This is a genomic window from Jatrophihabitans sp. GAS493, assembly GCF_900230215.1.
Classification (GTDB): Bacteria; Actinomycetota; Actinomycetes; order Mycobacteriales; family Jatrophihabitantaceae; genus MT45.
Genome location: NZ_LT907982.1, coordinates 2,912,444 through 2,928,565, shown reverse-complemented (window position 1 = coordinate 2,928,565; position 16,122 = coordinate 2,912,444). Strand labels below are relative to the sequence as shown.

The 16,122-nt window shown below is 66.2% G+C and carries 13 protein-coding genes and 3 tRNA genes; 5 read left to right on the top strand and 11 right to left on the bottom strand.

Going from position 1 to position 16,122, the window contains the following annotated elements; genetic code table 11:
- The first annotated feature begins 330 nt into the window (after nucleotides 1–330).
- Nucleotides 331–1,074 (top strand): endonuclease/exonuclease/phosphatase family protein, encoded by a 744-nt coding sequence (locus CPH63_RS13685; RefSeq protein ID WP_157749535.1) that lies wholly within the window; start codon nucleotides 331–333, stop codon nucleotides 1,072–1,074.
- Between the two features lie 660 nt (nucleotides 1,075–1,734).
- Nucleotides 1,735–2,082, top strand: coding sequence for a hypothetical protein (locus CPH63_RS22315; RefSeq protein WP_157749534.1), 348 nt, complete (start codon nucleotides 1,735–1,737; stop codon nucleotides 2,080–2,082).
- Nucleotides 2,083–2,209: 127 nt separating this feature from the next.
- Here the strand turns inward: CPH63_RS22315 and CPH63_RS13680 are convergent, their stop codons facing one another.
- The 7 genes from CPH63_RS13680 to rpsA form a co-directional block, all read right to left on the bottom strand.
- Complete coding sequence (locus CPH63_RS13680; protein ID WP_096303447.1) at nucleotides 2,210–3,385, bottom strand: site-specific integrase; 1,176 nt, start codon at nucleotides 3,383–3,385, stop codon at nucleotides 2,210–2,212.
- Nucleotides 3,385–3,660, bottom strand: a complete 276-nt coding sequence (locus tag CPH63_RS22310) for an excisionase family DNA-binding protein (RefSeq protein ID WP_206745553.1) — start codon at nucleotides 3,658–3,660, stop codon at nucleotides 3,385–3,387. Before CPH63_RS22310 ends, CPH63_RS13680 begins: the two co-directional genes overlap by 1 nt.
- 191 nt (nucleotides 3,661–3,851) lie before the next feature.
- Nucleotides 3,852–3,923: transfer RNA gene (locus CPH63_RS13670), tRNA-Val, on the bottom strand.
- A gap of 40 nt (nucleotides 3,924–3,963) precedes the next feature.
- Nucleotides 3,964–4,035, bottom strand: a tRNA-Cys gene (locus CPH63_RS13665).
- 75 nt (nucleotides 4,036–4,110) lie between these two features.
- A tRNA-Gly gene (locus tag CPH63_RS13660) sits at nucleotides 4,111–4,183 on the bottom strand.
- 125 nt (nucleotides 4,184–4,308) lie between these two features.
- Entirely contained in the window at nucleotides 4,309–4,908 is a 600-nt protein-coding gene (gene coaE, locus CPH63_RS13655; RefSeq protein ID WP_096303445.1) for a dephospho-CoA kinase, read from the bottom strand.
- Between the two features lie 120 nt (nucleotides 4,909–5,028).
- Entirely contained in the window at nucleotides 5,029–6,486 is a 1,458-nt protein-coding gene (gene rpsA, locus CPH63_RS13650) for a 30S ribosomal protein S1 (RefSeq protein ID WP_096305151.1), read from the bottom strand.
- 203 nt (nucleotides 6,487–6,689) lie between these two features.
- Here rpsA and CPH63_RS13645 point away from each other — a divergent pair, with 203 nt between their 5' ends.
- From CPH63_RS13645 to CPH63_RS13635, 3 genes are read left to right on the top strand one after another with little or no spacing between them, the layout of a single operon-like run.
- Entirely contained in the window at nucleotides 6,690–8,414 is a 1,725-nt protein-coding gene (locus CPH63_RS13645) for an FAD-binding dehydrogenase (RefSeq protein WP_096303444.1), read from the top strand.
- On the top strand, nucleotides 8,411–9,235 hold the full coding sequence (locus CPH63_RS13640; protein ID WP_096303443.1) for a class I SAM-dependent methyltransferase: 825 nt from the start codon (nucleotides 8,411–8,413) through the stop codon (nucleotides 9,233–9,235). Before CPH63_RS13645 ends, CPH63_RS13640 begins: the two co-directional genes overlap by 4 nt.
- A gap of 51 nt (nucleotides 9,236–9,286) precedes the next feature.
- Entirely contained in the window at nucleotides 9,287–10,693 is a 1,407-nt protein-coding gene (locus tag CPH63_RS13635; RefSeq protein WP_096303442.1) for a lipopolysaccharide biosynthesis protein, read from the top strand.
- A 32-nt stretch (nucleotides 10,694–10,725) separates the two neighbouring features.
- On the opposite strand, the gene polA is transcribed toward CPH63_RS13635, so the two are convergent.
- The 4 genes from polA to CPH63_RS13615 form a co-directional block, all read right to left on the bottom strand.
- Nucleotides 10,726–13,410 (bottom strand): DNA polymerase I, encoded by a 2,685-nt coding sequence (polA, locus tag CPH63_RS13630; RefSeq protein ID WP_197704351.1) that lies wholly within the window; start codon nucleotides 13,408–13,410, stop codon nucleotides 10,726–10,728.
- A gap of 108 nt (nucleotides 13,411–13,518) precedes the next feature.
- On the bottom strand, nucleotides 13,519–14,121 hold the full coding sequence (locus CPH63_RS13625; protein ID WP_157749532.1) for a GNAT family N-acetyltransferase: 603 nt from the start codon (nucleotides 14,119–14,121) through the stop codon (nucleotides 13,519–13,521).
- Nucleotides 14,122–14,431: 310 nt separating this feature from the next.
- A complete protein-coding gene (locus CPH63_RS13620) occupies nucleotides 14,432–15,148 on the bottom strand; it encodes an ABC transporter ATP-binding protein (RefSeq protein ID WP_096303440.1) in 717 nt (238 codons plus the stop codon).
- Complete coding sequence (locus CPH63_RS13615) at nucleotides 15,145–16,122, bottom strand: ABC transporter ATP-binding protein (protein ID WP_096303439.1); 978 nt, start codon at nucleotides 16,120–16,122, stop codon at nucleotides 15,145–15,147. The genes CPH63_RS13620 and CPH63_RS13615 overlap by 4 nt, the downstream gene beginning before the upstream one ends.

Below are 16,122 nucleotides of genomic sequence, written 5' to 3'. Positions count from 1 at the left end.
CCAGGCGTAGGCCCAGCCGGTGTACTCGCGGGCTGACGCGTTGATCAAATGATGACGACGTGCCCGCCGTCGATGTCGACCCACCTCTGCGTCAACTGCGGCGATCCTGCCGGCATCACCATGGTCAGTAACAGAACGCCGGCGGCCGAAGCAGTGCAACGACCTTGTCAGGCCGATCCATCTGGTCAACTCCGTGAGCATTTTCCCCGCTCGACGCCACCCCGACCGCCGCGGGGCGGCGTACAGCAGTTCTGAAGCAGCCGCGAATGGGTTACCGCGCGCTGATAGGTTGATCTTGTCATGCCTACCTCGCGCCTCGCTGTCGCGACGGTGAACACCTACCTCGGGCGGACGATCAAGACACCGCGAGGACTCGCGCCTCTTGCTCGGGCCGACGTCATTCTGATGCAAGAGTTGTTCAGTCCGGCCGCCTACGGGGTCGAGACGAGCCTGCAGGACGTGGGTTTCGATCTCGTCGCCGCCGAGGGGCACTTCGGTCTGGGCATCGCGGTGCGGTCGGACAGCGCATATCGCAACACGGGGCAACCCATACGTTCAACCGTTCTGGAGCAGGCTGGCAGGGCCGAGAGTGCCCTGCTGTCGAAATTCTCGAGAGAGCCTCTGGAGTACTCCGATCTGGGCGTGCTCGCGGCGCAACTCGATGGCCCGGGTGGGCCTCGCCTGGTGGCTGTAACGACTCACCTCCCAGTCGTGATCGCATTCCGCCAGCGGGCCCGCTTCCTCTCGCGCCTTTCGCTCGAGCTCGCGGACCCCTACTACGACGGGCCGCTCGTCCTCACCGGCGACATGAACCATTGGCCTGGACCGAGGAAAGCCGACCTCGCATTCCGTCGTCGCGCCGGCCTCGCCGCCGTCGACCTGGGCGAAGACATCACCTGGCCGTCCCGCAAGACCGACCGCACCGAGAAAACGGTGAACCGGGTCGTCGGCGCCCAGCTCGACGACATCCTGTACCGGCCAGGCGCGATGCAGTGCGTGCACCAAGAGGTCGTGGATGTCGCCTCGGACCACAGAGCCGTCATGGCCACATTTACGATTACCACCACTGCGTGAACAACGCGCCTAGCTCATTCACCGACCTCGATCCGTACCGGCGGAAGACGGTCAGCGGCACGACGCTACAGCCTTGGCCTCGGCTTCTGCATCAAAACCGGCCCGCAGAAGACGCGCTCCAATTAGCGGTGAACGCAACGTCCGGTTCATCACCAAGCGCCGACGATCGGTTCCATACCAATCCATCTGCGCGCCGACCCAATCTCGCGGCAAACACTCAGATCGACGGTTCGCGCTCGTTGAGCCACCAAGCGCTGCGAACAGCCGTCAGTGTCGTTCGGCGGCAGGCCTAGCGACCAAGCACGATGGACACCGCTTCTTTTAGAGACACAACAACGCGTATGCCTGTCCGTTCCAGAAGCAATTGGTGGCTGTGACAACCGCACTGGGCGATTCACTTTCACCTTGGCCCTGCGCGCCGTGAATCACGCAACTCGTGTCGAGAGTCAGAGAATGCACAACGCCATCCTGCGCCAAACGTGGAAGAGGCGCACGGCAGACACCGAGCCATGCCTGCCATCCCGGTGGGATCCATCCTGCCGCCTGGCGTGTAACAATCGATGGCATGGAACACAAGGCGCGTGACCGGCTGATGCCATAGCGCCAGTTCGTACCTCAATCCGGGGATGCGGACTGGCGCTTCAAGCCATCGGAGTCACCGTGTCCCGCACCGACCAGCATGCCCCGTTCGCCATCAAAATCGCTCGCGGCGACCTGCCCGCCGTCGCCAGCCACGATCATCGTTACGGACCGTGCGATCTGCCTGACCGTTCGTCGTGCGCCCGCATGTGGTCTCCCATGTCGAGGTGCCGGTGGGAGTTCCAGTACACGGGCACGGGCGTCTGCTCATGCTGGATGTGTCACGCCGGTCCGCAGCGCCGGGCCGAACGACGTGCTGCACGGCACCGCGATCGGATTGATCTCGATGTGGCTGCGGTGAACTGGCGCAACGGCGACCGTTGCGCGTTCGACGAGATCAAGGCAACCGTTCCCAGCCGTTGGCGGTGACCGTCCAACGCAAGCTCTCGACTCAGACCACTTGGTCCGCCCGGACATTCAGACGGTCCGCGTCAAGGCCCAGTTCGGCCCCGATCGACCAGCACGCGGGCGTCGCCTCTGTTTTCCTGCATGTGAGTCACAAGTTCGTCCGACCTACCTCCTGACGGGCTGCTGAGCGAATTGCTTCTAGCGCTGTCCGTGTTGGGTTCGCATCTTCCGGTAGGAGGTGGCCGTACACCCGATACGTCGTATTGATGGACCGATGCCCTGCCCAGCGAGCCAGCCGAAGTGGTTCGGTGACCCCGGAGGCGATCCAGAGCGCCACCGCCGTGTGCCGAAGAGAGTGAGGCGCCGGAGTCGACGGATCGTTCTTGTCCGATCCGAGCCCGGCCCGCTCAACCGCCGGGTACCAGACCCGCTTGCGCCAGTTGTTCGGCGACAACGGTGCGCCCTGACGTCCCGCAAAAAGCGGGTCGTTCGCGCACAGCTTCCGCGTCGCGATCATCTTTTCCATAAGCTGAGCGACCGACGGTGTGATCGTCGGAACCACTCGCAGGCTGGCCTTCGTCTTCGGATCGCCCTGCGTTCGCCGCGTCGCGGCGCCTGAGACGGCCTTCGGAACCTCGACTGCACTCTCGACGACCCGCACGCGGCCGCGGACCAAGTCAAGGTCCTTCACCCGCAGAGCCGCGAACTCACCGATCCGTAGCCCCGTGTCGGCAACGAACGGCACGATCGGACGCCACCACGGATCCATGGCCTGCTCGATCGCCACCAATTCCGCCGGTAGGAGGAACCGCGCCTCGTCAGGATCCGGGTCCGGCGCATGCACGTGATCGGCCGGACTGGAAGCGATCAGACCCTCTGCGACCGCCGCCTTCAGACAGGCCGACAGCAGCTGCAAATTCTTACCGGCTGTCGATGGTGCCAACCCCGCGGCCACCATGTCAGCAACCCACGCAGAGACGTCTGATGGCCTGATGTCGCATAGACGCCAGTCGCCGAATCGGGGAAGCATGTTGGTGCGTGCGTTCGACAGCGCGACGCTCTTGGTCGATGGACGGGCCTTACGGATCTCGTGCCAACGCCAGAACCAGACCGACAGCGCCGTCCGGCCGCCCGACGGATCTGCGGAGCCACCGAATCGCCGGGAACGCATCTGCTCCTGACGGTGCGCGTCCGCCTCGGCGACCGTGTCGAAGGTCGCGGCGTGCCGGCCGCCGCCGCGGTCGTACCACCGAGCCTGGAAGGTGACCACGCCATCTCGGCCGACGACCCGGCGGACACCGACCGGCAAAACCCGAGAGGCCATCAGCTAGCCATCCGGCGAACATCGGTGGCCCGGGGCCGTCCGCGCCGGATCGGAGCCGGCATCACGGCAGGTTCCGGTTCGGAGACCTCGACCGATACCGAGGACAAATACACAGCGACGTCGCGCGGGTCGAAGCGCAGCTCGCGGCCGACCCGAACGAACCGGATTCGATGTTCGTGCGTGAGCCGGTAGACGAGCCGACGACCACAACCCAGGTAGTCGGCGAGTCGGTCGATATCCCAGAGTTCCTCCGGGAGGTCAGAGGCGTGCGCCACATCTGCGCTAGGGGGAAAAGTAGTCACCCTAGTTCTTGTGCCGTCAGCCAGCAAAGAGTCGGCACCCAGCGATGCGACCAGCGACTTTATCCCCAAGCAATGGGGATGAGGTGGGGATAAACTCCGACCACGGAGGCGAGGACTCTCGCCACAAAGCAACTGCACCCCAGCAAATCCGGGGGGTCTAAGGGTGGGCGATACTGGGATTGAACCAGTGACCCCTACCGTGTCAAGGTAGTGCTCTCCCACTGAGCTAATCGCCCTTATAAAGCACCGGAATCCGGTGCAAATTTAAAATCTGCGAGGCGGCGGCGGGAATCGAACCCGCGTACAGGGCTTTGCAGGCCCTTGCCTAAGCCACTCGGCCACGCCGCCCTGTGCATCGCCGCAATCCATGGCCGGCCCGCGCACCGAAGTGCGTGGCCAACCACTGCCTGAGGTGAAGCCTCGAGCGGACGACGGGATTCGAACCCGCGACCCTCACCTTGGCAAGGTGATGCGCTACCAGCTGCGCTACGTCCGCGTTACCTCGCAACGTCCGGCGTAAACCGAACATGTTGCGTGCCGAGCGGTAACTCTAGCGGATCGCTACCGTCAGGTTCAAACCGGCTCCCGCTCTGGCGCGCCGAGAAGCAAAATTCCCTTTGTTCATCGACGATTTGCCCGCACCTCGACCAGCCGCTCCCACACCCGACTGGCCTGCGTGGCCAGCTCTTCGCGCGATCCGCTGTTCTCGATCACATCTGTCGCGGCCGCTCGACGCTGCTCATCGGTCGCCTGCGCGGCCATCCGGGCCTGGGCCTGGTCGGAGTCCATTCCGCGCTCCCGCAGCCGCCCCAGACGCACCTGAAGGTCGGCCTCCACCACCACCACCGCCTGAAACCCCTCCTGCATGTTCTTCTCCACCAGCAGGGGCACGTCGTAGACGACGATGTCATCGGCGCTGACCTTGCTCATCACCTCTGCCGAACGCTGCCCGACCAGCGGGTGCACGATGCCGTTCAGCCGCTGCAGCGCCGCATCGTCACCGAAGACCAGCGCCGCCAGTTTTGGACGGTCCAGCTCGCCGTCAGGGCCGACGATCCCGGGCCCGAACTCGGCCACTACCTGGTCGAAACCCTCGGTGCCGGCCCGCACCACCTCGCGAGCTATCGCGTCGGCATCGATGATCACCGCGCCGTGAGACTCGAGTAGTGCGGCAACCGTGCTTTTCCCGGCTCCAACGCCACCGGTCAGTCCAACCATCATCCGGCCCACGCTATCGGTTCGCCCGTAAAGAGGACAGCATGCAAAACGGTGGCCCGGAGGAGATCCTCCGGGCCACCGTCAATATGCGAGTGCTACACCCGCCAAATGCCTACCGCTGCGTCAGGAACGCCCGGCCAGCTTCTCGCGAAGCGCGGCCAGCGCCTCGTCCGTGGCCAGCGTGCCGCTGGTGTCCTCGGTCTCCGAGGAGTACGAGGTGGCCTCGCCGGACTCGCTCGCCGCCTCCGCGTCGGCCTGCTGGGCCTCGGCGAGCTGCTTGCGGTGAGCCTCGAAACGCTCGCGAGCTGACGCGTAGCGCTTCTCCCAGGCCTCGCGCTGGGCGTCGAAGCCCGGCAGCCATTCCTGCGAGTCGGGGTCGAAGCCCTCGGGGTAGATGTAGTTGCCCTTGTCGTCGTACTGGGCTTCCATGCCGTACTGAGCCGGGTCGAACGCCTCGTCGGTGAGAGCACCCTCGTTGGCCTGCTTCAGCGACAGCGAGATGCGGCGACGCTCGAGGTCGATGTCGATGATCTTGACGAGCAGCTCGTCGCCAACCTGGACGACCTGCTCCGGGATCTCGACGTGACGCTCGGCCAGTTCGGAGATGTGCACGAGACCCTCGATGCCGTCCTGAACCCGGACGAAGGCACCGAACGGAACCAGCTTGGTGACCCGGCCCGGAACGACCTGGTTGAGCTGGTGGGTGCGGGCGAACTGGCGCCACGGGTCTTCCTGGGTGGCCTTCAGCGAGAGCGAAACGCGCTCGCGGTCAAGGTCGATGTCGAGAACCTCGACGGTGACCTCCTGGCCAACCTCGACAACCTCGCTCGGGTGGTCGATGTGCTTCCAGGACAGCTCGGAGACGTGGACGAGACCGTCGACGCCACCGAGGTCGACGAAGGCACCGAAGTTGACGATGCTCGACACGACGCCGGTGCGAACCTGGCCCTTGGCCAGCTTGTTGAGGAAGTCGCTGCGGACCTCGGACTGGGTCTGCTCAAGCCACGCACGGCGGGAGAGCACGACGTTGTTGCGGTTCTTGTCGAGCTCGATGATCTTGGCTTCCAACGTGCGACCGATGTACGGCTGCAGGTCACGCACTCGACGCATCTCGACGAGCGACGCGGGCAGGAAGCCGCGCAGGCCGATGTCGATGATGAGACCACCCTTGACGACCTCGATCACGGTGCCTTCGACGACCTCGTCGTTCTCCTTCTTCTGCTCGATGGTGCCCCATGCACGTTCGTACTGGGCGCGCTTCTTCGAGAGGATCAGGCGGCCTTCTTTGTCTTCCTTCTGGAGAACAAGGGCCTCGACCAGGTCACCGACGGAGACGACCTCATTGGGGTCGATGTCGTGTTTGATGGACAGCTCACGCGAAGGGATAACGCCTTCGGTCTTGTAGCCGATGTCCAGGAGAACTTCATCGCGGTCAACCTTGACGATGGTTCCTTCGACGATGTCACCGTCGTTGAAGTACTTGATCGTGGAGTCGATAGCGGCGAGGAAATCTTCCGCGCTACCGATGTCGTTGATTGCGACTTGTGGGATGGTAGGAGTAGTGATTGTTGACGACGTCATGAAGTAGTAGGTATCCAAAGCTCGATTCGGTACGACACAGGGCTGTGCCGCTCTTACAAGAGTACGGACAGTAGGCGACCCAGGTCAATGTGGCCTAGGATTTCTGCCGCTTTTGGTGTGCCAGAGCACTGCCGACTCAGACCCGCCGCCTGCCTCGCGATACCGCCACAAACCACCCCACACCGGCACATAGGAGTTCACCCATGCCCGAGACCCCGCCCAGTACTTCGAGCGGTAGCGCTTCGACGAGCGGGACTGACGTCATCGTGGTGGGCGGTGGATTGGCCGGGCTGGTGGCCGCGACAGAACTGATCGACGCCGGCAAGCGGGTCGTCCTCCTGGACCAGGAACCGGAGGCCTCCCTCGGCGGCCAGGCGTTCTGGTCATTCGGTGGCCTGATGCTCGTCAACTCCCCCGAACAGCGCCGCCTGGGCATCCACGACTCGGCCGAGCTGGCCCTCTCCGACTGGATGGGGACGGCCGACTTCGACCGGCCGGAGGACCACTGGCCGCGCGAGTGGGCCAAGGCCTACGTCGAGTTCTGCGCCGGGGAGAAGCGGGAGTGGCTGCACAAGAAGGGGGTGCGCTGGTTCCCGGTCGTGCAGTGGCCCGAGCGTGGCGGTTACCCGGTGGGCAGCGGCAACTCCGCCGAGGCCGCCTCCGGCCACGGCAACTCCGTCCCCCGTTTCCACGTCACCTGGGGCACCGGCCCGGGCATCATCGAGCCCTTCGTCAAACGCCTCTACGAAGGCGTCGCCCAGGGATTGGTCGAGCTGCGCTTCCGGCACCGGGTCACCTCGATCAACATCACCGACGGCGTAGTCGACGGCGTCGACGGAGAGGTGCTCGAGCCGAGCCCGGTCGCCCGCGGCGAACGGAGCTCCCGGGCCGTGGTCGGCGAATTCAGCCTCCGAGCCCAGGCGGTCATCGTCACCTCCGGTGGCATCGGTGCAAACCACGAGCAGATCCGGCGCAACTGGCCGGTCTCCTGGGGCAAGCCGCCGGCCAAGATGATCTCCGGCGTCCCCGACCACGTGGACGGCCTGATGCAGCTGGTGGTCGAGCAGGCCGGCGGCCGGGTCATCAACCCCGACCGGATGTGGCACTACCCCGAGGGCATCGAGAACTACGCCCCGATCTGGAGCAAGCACGGCATCCGCATCCTCTCCGGGCCGAGCCCGCTCTGGCTCGACGCCACCGGCAAGCGGTTGCCGGCCCCGCTCTACCCCGGCTTTGACGCACTCGGCGCGCTGCGCCACATCACCCAGGGCGGCCACAGCCACTCCTGGTTCCTGCTGGATGAGAAGACGATCAGCTCGGAGTTCGCGCTCTCGGGCTCCGAGCAGAACCCCGATCTGACCGGCAAGGACGTCAAGATGGTCCTGGGGCGGGCACGCAGCAGCGGTCCGACTCCCCCGGTCCAGGCCTTCGTCGACAAGGGCGCCGACTTCATCGTCGCCGACACGCTCAACGAGCTTGTCAGCCGGATGAACGCACTGGCCGGCGAAGACCTCATCGACGTCGACGACCTGCGCGCCACCATCGTCACCCGCGATCTGCAGGTGAAGTCAGGCCTGGGCAAGGACCCGCAACTGACCGCCACGGCCGCGGCCCGTCGCTACTTAGGCGACCGGTTGACCCGCATCACCAAGGCCCACGAACTACTGGACGGCTCCGGCGGCAAGCTGATCGCGGTGCGGCTGCATGTCCTCACCCGCAAGACACTCGGCGGCGTCGAGACCGACCTCAGCGCCCGTGTTCTCACCGACGACGGAACCCCGCTTCCCGGTCTCTACGCGGCCGGCGAGGTGGCCGGCTTCGGCGGCGGCGGGATGCACGGTTACCGTGCGCTCGAGGGGACCTTCCTGGGTGGCTGCATCTTCTCCGGCCGCACCGCCGGGCGGGCGGCGGCCGCAGCGCTGGCATGAGCGAACAGCCTGCAAAACTAGGGGCAGTCGGCCTCGGGCGGCGCAACGCCGACAGCGCCTCATCGGTACGGGCCAACCGCCGGTGGTGGGACATCGACGCCGACGATTACCACTCCGAGCACGGCGACTTCCTCGGCGACGCCGACTTCGTCTGGTGCCCCGAGCGGCTGCGCGAGGCTGAGGCGCATCTACTCGGCCCGGTGGCCGACCTCGCCGGCCGGCAGATCCTCGAGGTGGGCTGCGGCGCGGCCATGTGCTCGCGCTGGCTGGCCGGCCACGGGGCCCGGCCGGTGGCCTTCGACCTCTCGGCCGGCATGCTGCGCCACGCCAGGGCCGGGGCGGCGAACACGGGTCTGGACGTGCCACTGGTTCAGGCCGACGCCCAGTACCTGCCCTTCCGGAATGAATCCTTCGACCTGGCCTTCACCTCGTTCGGGGCGGTTCCGTTCGTCGCGGACTCCGCACAGGTGATGGCCGAGGTGGCCCGGGTACTGCGTCCGGGCGGGAGGTGGGTCTTCTCGGTGACACACCCGATTCGCTGGATCTTCCCCGATGACCCGGGGCCGGGTGGCCTCACCGCCACCACCTCCTACTTCGACCGCACCCCCTACGTCGAGTTCGACGCCGACGACGTCCCGACCTACGTCGAGCACCACCGCACCCTGGGTGATCGGGTCCGCGAGATCAACGCCGCCGGGTTCCGTCTGGTCGACTTGATCGAGCCGTCCTGGCCGGCCGACCTCACCCAGGAGTGGGGGCAGTGGTCCCCACTCCGGGGCGGAATTCTTCCCGGTACCGCAATTTACGTCTGTCAGTTGTAACGTATGCGGGTCAGCGGGACACCGAGGTGACGGGCGGAGGGGATCAGCGGAATGCGAGACGACCAGAGTGAGGGCACCGAGAAGTTGGACGAGCAACTGCCACTGACTCCAGCCGAGCCGACCCTCGTCGATTCCGTCGATTCCGTCGTTTCTGCGACCAGCGCCGACGAACCGCGCGAGCCCCTCGACGTCCCGGAGTTCAACGCACCGGCCGCCGGCGCGCTGCGGGCGAACATCTGGATCGCGATCTGCACCACGCTGGCCAACGTCGCGGCCTACGGCTTCAATGTGGTCCTCTCCCGGCCACTCGGCCCGACCCGGTTCGGCGAACTGGTCTCGCTGCTGGCGATCTACCTGCTGATCCAAGTGCCCGGCGTCGCGCTGCAGGCGGTCATCGCCCGCCGCATCGCCGCCCAGAACCATGGTGACTCCGCCGATGTCCGGGCCATCATCGGCGACTCGCTGCGGGTCGGCATCATTCTGGCCGGCGCGGTGGCGGTCTGCGCGCCGGGACTACACGCGTTCCTGCATATCGAGTCGTGGTGGGCGCTGGTGTGGCTGGCCGCCACCACGATCCCGACTACGATCAGCTTCGCGATCATCGGGCTGCTGCAGGGTCAGCAGCGCTTCTTCGGCCTCGGCCTGCTGATCCTCGGCGTTCAGATGGCACGGGTCGCGGCCGGCCTGGTCACGGCGGTGAGCGCGCACACGGTGGCCGCCGCGTTCTTCTGGTCCTTCATCTTCGTCACCGCGGTGACGGGCTTCGCCTGTCTGCGCGCACTGGCCACCTCGGATCCGCCGGTCGAACCGGGCCGGGTGCCCCACCTGGTCACCGTGCTGGCCCGCGACGTCGCCTCGATCCTGTCGATCTTCATCCTCTCCAACATCGACCTGCTGCTGGCCAAGCACTACCTCAGCTCGGACGAGGCCGGGAGCCTCTACGGCGCCGGGAACCTGATAACCAAGATCGCCTTCTGGGCCCCGGCCTTCATCGCCACCGTCTCCTTCCCGCGCTTCTCGCGCCCGGCCGAACGCGTAGCCGCGATCCGCAAGAGCGCGGCGGTCTGTGTGATCCTCAGCGGCATCATCGTCATCGGGGCCGCCGTCTGTGCTCCGCTGGTTCCGGTGATCCTCGGTAGTGACTACAAGCCGGCCGGGCTGGTCTGGGCCTTCGCGCTGCAGGGCGCGGCGCTGGCCACGGTGCTACTCGGCGTCTACGCCTCGATCGCCGTGCACGACCGCCGCCTGACCTGGCTGACCTGGATCGTGCTGCCGGCTGAGATCCTGGTGATCGTCTTCTTCGCCCACGACACCTCGGCCCAGATCCTGGCTACGGTCTGTACCGGTTCGGTCTTCCTGGTGCTGGCCGCGGCGTTCCTGGAGCGCAAGATCCTCTTCGGCAACCCGGCCACCCTCAAGACGCTCGAAGGCAGCTTCGACCCTGACTCGACCGCCTGAGGCGCAGGGCCGAGCCTGACGAACCGTCGCCGTTAGTGCGCCGCTGACTCCCAGGTCGTGCCGACCCCGACCGAAACCTCCAGCGGCACATCGAGCGGGTAGGCCGAACCCATCTCGGCAACCACCAGTCGCTCCACCGCCGCCCGCTCGCCCGGCGCGATGTCGAGGACGAGCTCGTCGTGCACCTGCAGCAGCAGCCGCGAGTCCAGCTTCTCCTCGGTCAGGCGACGGTGCACACCGAGCATCGCCACCTTGATGATGTCGGCCGCACTGCCCTGAATCGGTGCGTTGAGCGCCATCCGTTCAGCCATCTCACGACGCTGCCGGTTGTCGCTGTTGAGGTCGGGCAGATAGCGACGGCGGCCCATGATCGTCTCGGTGTACCCCTCGCTGCGGGCTCGCTCGACGATCGACTGCAGGTAGTCGCGCACGCCGCCGAAGCGGGTGAAGTACGCGTCCATCTGCCCGCGGGCCTCCTCGGCGGAGATCTTCAGCTGCTGGGCCAATCCGAAGGCCGACAATCCGTAGGCCAGCCCGTAGGACATGGCCTTGACCCGTCGGCGCAGCTCGGCGTCCACGGCCTCCGGCGGCACGTCGAAGGCCCGGGAGGCGACGAATGTATGCAGGTCCTCGCCGGAGCGGAACGCGTCGCGCAGCCCGTCGTCTTCGGAGAGGTGAGCCATGATCCGCATCTCGATCTGGCTGTAGTCGGCGGTCATCAGCGACTCATAGCCGGGACGGACGCTGAATGCCTCGCGGATCCGACGGCCCTCCGCCGTGCGTACCGGAATGTTCTGCAGGTTCGGGTCCGTCGAGGAGAGCCGGCCGGTGGCGGCGATGGTCTGGTTGAACGTGGTGTGAATGCGTCCGCCGTCGTCGATGAGCGGCAGCAGGGAGTCGACCACTGTCTTCAGCCGGGCCACTTCCCGATGCCGCAGCAGCAGACCGAGCAGCGGGTGTTCGGTGGTGGCATAGAGGGCGGCCAGGGCGTCGGCGTCGGTGGTGTAGCCGGTCTTGATCCGCTTCGTCTTGGGCAAGCCGAACTGGTCGAAGAGGATCTCCTGCAGCTGCTTGGGCGAGCCCAGATTGAAGCTGCGACCGACCACGGCGTGGGCATCCTGCTCGACGGCGAGGACGCTCGCGGCGAGTTCCCGCTGCAGCTCCTCCAGCACCTCGCGATCGACCCCGATTCCGGTCGCCTCCATGTCAGCGAGCACAAAGGTCAACGGCAGCTCGAGACTCAATAGCAGGTCCCTGGCCCCACGTTGGGTGAGGTCGTCGTCGAAGGTGACGGCGAGGTCGCGGATCGCGCTCGCCCGCACCGTCCCGGCCTCGGCCATGGCGCTGTCGGACTCCTCGACGCCCCCGTCGAGCGTCAGCTGACCGGTGTCTTCAATATTCGATCGCAGCTCGCGGTGCAGGTAACGGAGGGCGAGGTCGGCGAGGTCGAACGATCGCTGCCCGGGAAGGGCCAGATACGCCGCCAGCTGGATGTCGTTGGTGACTCCGGCCAGCGTCCAGCCTCGCTGACGCACGGCCAGCAGCGGGCCTTTGACGTCGTGCACGGCCTTCGGGACCGACTCGTCGGCCAGCCAGTCGGCCAGCACCTTCTCGTCGGAGTCGGTGAGCTGATCGGGAACGACGTAGGTGGCGTCTCCGTCAGCGGCGGCGATACCGATTCCGGTGAGCACCCCAACGCCGCGCCCCCAGGTGCCGTGGAAGGAGATGCCCGAGCGCCCCCCGTCCCGAGTGTGTTCGGCCAGCCAACTGGCCAGCTCGTCCACGCCGAGCCGGGTGGCGGTGACCTCGAACCCCTCATCGGCTTCGGGCTCGACACTGTCGAGGGTGTCGAAGAGTCGCTCGCGAAGCACCCGGAACTGCAGGTTGTCGAAGACTTGGTGGACCTCAGCCCGATCCCAGGTCTGGCGCTGCAGCGCGGGAACGGTGACCTCGAGCGGGACATCGCGCACCAACTCGGTGAGTCGGCGGTTACGCAGCACGCTGCCCAGGTTCTCCCGCAGCGCGTCGCCGACCTTCCCCTTCACGGTGTCCACCTTGGCCACCAGTTCGTCCAGCGAGCCGTACTCCCGCACCCACTTCGACGCGGTCTTCTCCCCGACTCCGGGGATGCCGGGAAGGTTGTCGCTCGGGTCACCGCGCAGCGCGGCGAAATCCGGGTACTGGGCCGGGGTGAGGTCGTACTTGGTGCGCACCTCGTCGGGGGTGAAGCGAGTCAGATCGCTGACCCCCTTTCGCGGGTAGAGCACGGTTACCTCGTCGCTCACCAGCTGCAGGGCATCCCGGTCACCGGTACAGATGAGCACTTTCGTGCCGTCGCTGGTCGCCTCGGTGGTGAGAGTGGCGATCACGTCGTCCGCCTCGTACCCCTCGACCGACACCGACACGATCCGCAGCGCGTCCAGCACCTCACGGATCAGCGAGACCTGTCCCTTGAAGTCGGAGGGAGTCTGGCTACGACCGGCTTTGTACTCGGCGTAGGCCTCACTGCGGAAGGTCTTACGGGAGACGTCGAAGGCGACCGCCAGATGCGTCGGCTCCTCGTCGCGGAGCAGATTGATCAGCATCGAGGTGAACCCGTAGACGGCGTTCGTCGGCTGGCCGGTGGTAGTCGAGAAATTCTCGACCGGCAGCGCGAAGAAGGCACGATAGGCCAGCGAATGGCCATCCAGCAGAAGCAGACGATCTGTTGCGCTCACAACACCGCAGTCTAGGTGGCCGGGCTGACAACGCGGCCAGCCCCGGTGCCGGTCACCGGCCGGACCGGGTGAGTACGACGTTGTCGCGCGGGTCGGGGCGCGCTGCGGTCAGGCGCCGCGGCCGAAAATCTGTGCCGGCGCCTTCACCGCGGCCACCCGGCCGCTACGCAGCCGGCGCAGGCGCGCTACCCGTTCGGGCGCCTCGGCGAGACCGAGGGAGCGCCGCAGCACCTGGGTGGAGGCGATCCGGCGCGTCACCAGCGGGGCGAAGCCCAGGCGGGCCAGGTATCGGTTGGCCTCCCGTGATCCGGTGACGGCGGTGGCCACGAGATGCTCGATGCCACGCTGATCCGCTTCGTGCACGGCGGCCACCAGCAGCGACCGGCCGACGCCTCGGCGCCGCTTGCTGTCGTCGACGAGCAGGTGGCTGACGTTCAGCACCGGCACCGGGTTCACTGCGGCCACCTGATCGATGTTGAGCACGACTAGCCCGTAGAGCAGGCCGGCCTCGTCGTCGACGGCGACCAGTACCGACACGTCTGGATCACCCAACAGGGCATGAATTCGCTTGGGCAGCTGGGAGAGCAGATCGGACTCGAACTGACGCCCGCCAGCCGCGCCGACGCTGAGGCCAGTGGACTTCACGAGCTGCGAGATCTGAGCGGTGTCATCGATCTCCGCGTGCCGGATTCGAAGCGGGATGCGAGACAACGACGACCTCTCTGCTGAGTTGGAGCCACTGTTTGCACGGTCACGGAGCTGATCTAGACGGTCCGGGTTGACCCGGTCCAGATGATCCCGGCCAGCAGAAAACCCATGTGCTTGAGGCGAAAAGTCGCGACTCGAACACACGCAGCTACTACTGATTGATCCGGCAACCAACTCCGTGACTGCAGACTAACCCGCCCACGGACGTAGCGCGAGACCCCCTCCTAGACACGCCTCCTCACGCAGAGTGGTGGACACCTAACGCCTCCCCGGTACCCCGGGCTCTGACGCGCTAGAACAGCGTTGCGACCGACTAGGAGGCGATCTCTTCGCCGAGGTAGGCGGCGCGGACGCGGTCGTCGGCGAGTAGCTCGGTGCCGGTGCCCTGCAGGACGATCTCGCCGGTCTCCATGACGTAGCCGCGGTTGGCCAGGCCGAGGGCTTGGGCGGCGTTCTGTTCGACGAGTAGGACGGTGACACCGGTGCTGTTGATCTCGCGGATGATGTCGAAGATCTGGGCGACGATGAGCGGGGCCAAGCCCATGGAGGGTTCGTCGAGCAGCAGTAGGCGTGGTTTGCCCATCAGGGCGCGGCCGATGGCCAGCATCTGCTGTTCACCGCCGGAGAGGGTGCCGGCGGGTTGTTTGAACCGTTCCCGCAGTCGGGGGAACATGACCAGGACCTGCTCCATTAGGTCGGCGTCGGTCTTCTTGAACCGGTAGGCGCCCATGTCGAGGTTTTCGGCGACGGTCATGCGGGGGAAGACGTGGCGCCCCTCGGGGACGTGGCAGATTCCCTTGCCGATGAGTTCGTGGGCGGGGACCCCGTCGATGCGGTCACCGTCGAAGGTGACGGTGCCGAGGACCGGTCGCAGCATGCCGGAGATCGTCTTCTGAGTGGTGGTCTTGCCGGCGCCGTTGGCACCGAGGAGGGCGACGATCTCACCCTCGCCGACGTCGAAGGAGATGCCCTTCAACGCAGCGATCGCGCCGTAGCGGACTTCGATGTCGGCGACTTCGAGCAGGCTCATTCCGCACTCCCCTCTGCGTTAGGCGACCGGGTTTCTTCGGTGTCGCCGGGTTCGGCTTCGGTATCGGTGCCGGGGATGGTGTCGATCAGGTTCATCTGCGGCTGGTTCGCCACCTCAGTCTCCGCCTCCTCCGCCGACGTGCCCAGGTAGGCGGCGACGACGGCCGGGTTGCGCTGGATCTGGGCTGGTGTCCCTTCGGCGATCTTCTCGCCGAAGTTGAGCACGATGATGCGATGCGCGATCGACATGACGAGTTTCATGTCGTGTTCGATGAGTAGCACCCCGATGCCGCGTTCGGTGTTGATCCGCTGGATCAATTGGGCCAGGTCCCGCTTCTCCACCGGATTGGTGCCGGCGGCCGGCTCGTCGAGCAGCAGCACGCCCGGTTCGGTGCCCAGCGCGCGGGCGATCTCCAACCGTCGCTGCTCGCCGTAGGCCAATGATCCGGCTAGCTCGTTGGCCCGCTCCGACAGCCCGACGTCGGCGAGCAGGTCGTAGGCCTTGACCAGGCTCTCGCGCTGCTCCCGCCGCTGCCTCGGCAGCCCGAGCATGGAGGCGATCGGGCCCGACTTCTGCCGCGTCTCGATCCCGACCTGCACGTTCTCCAGCGCGGTCAACGCCGGGAAGAGACGAATGTTCTGAAAAGTACGGGCCACTCCCATGCGGTTGATCAGATGCGTCTTCTTACCCAGCACCGAGGTCGGGGGGTCACCGGCTCGGCCCGACAGCTCGATCGTGCCCTCCTGCGGTGTGTAGACACCGGTCAACGAGTTGAACAGCGAAGTCTTACCCGCACCGTTCGGGCCGATGATCGCCAGGATCTCATTGCGGAACATCTGCAGGGAGACGTCATTGAGGCTGGTCACCCCACCGAAACGCAGCGTCGCGTGTGACACGTCGAAGACCACATCAGCGGCCCCGTGGTTGCCGCCCGACGACGCCGGCGCGGCGGACGGTGTGAGTGTTGATGTCAT

Coding starts and splice junctions, on each gene's coding strand:
- CPH63_RS13640 (WP_096303443.1), top strand. CDS start 8,411: ATGAGCGAACAGCCTGCAAAACTAGGGGCAGTCGGCCTCGGGCGGCGC.
- CPH63_RS13680 (WP_096303447.1), bottom strand. CDS start 3,385: ATGGCCTCTCGGGTTTTGCCGGTCGGTGTCCGCCGGGTCGTCGGCCGA.
- CPH63_RS13635 (WP_096303442.1), top strand. CDS start 9,287: ATGCGAGACGACCAGAGTGAGGGCACCGAGAAGTTGGACGAGCAACTG.
- CPH63_RS13620 (WP_096303440.1), bottom strand. CDS start 15,148: ATGAGCCTGCTCGAAGTCGCCGACATCGAAGTCCGCTACGGCGCGATC.
- CPH63_RS13645 (WP_096303444.1), top strand. CDS start 6,690: ATGCCCGAGACCCCGCCCAGTACTTCGAGCGGTAGCGCTTCGACGAGC.
- coaE (WP_096303445.1), bottom strand. CDS start 4,908: ATGATGGTTGGACTGACCGGTGGCGTTGGAGCCGGGAAAAGCACGGTT.
- CPH63_RS13615 (WP_096303439.1), bottom strand. CDS start 16,122: ATGACATCAACACTCACACCGTCCGCCGCGCCGGCGTCGTCGGGCGGC.
- rpsA (WP_096305151.1), bottom strand. CDS start 6,486: ATGACGTCGTCAACAATCACTACTCCTACCATCCCACAAGTCGCAATC.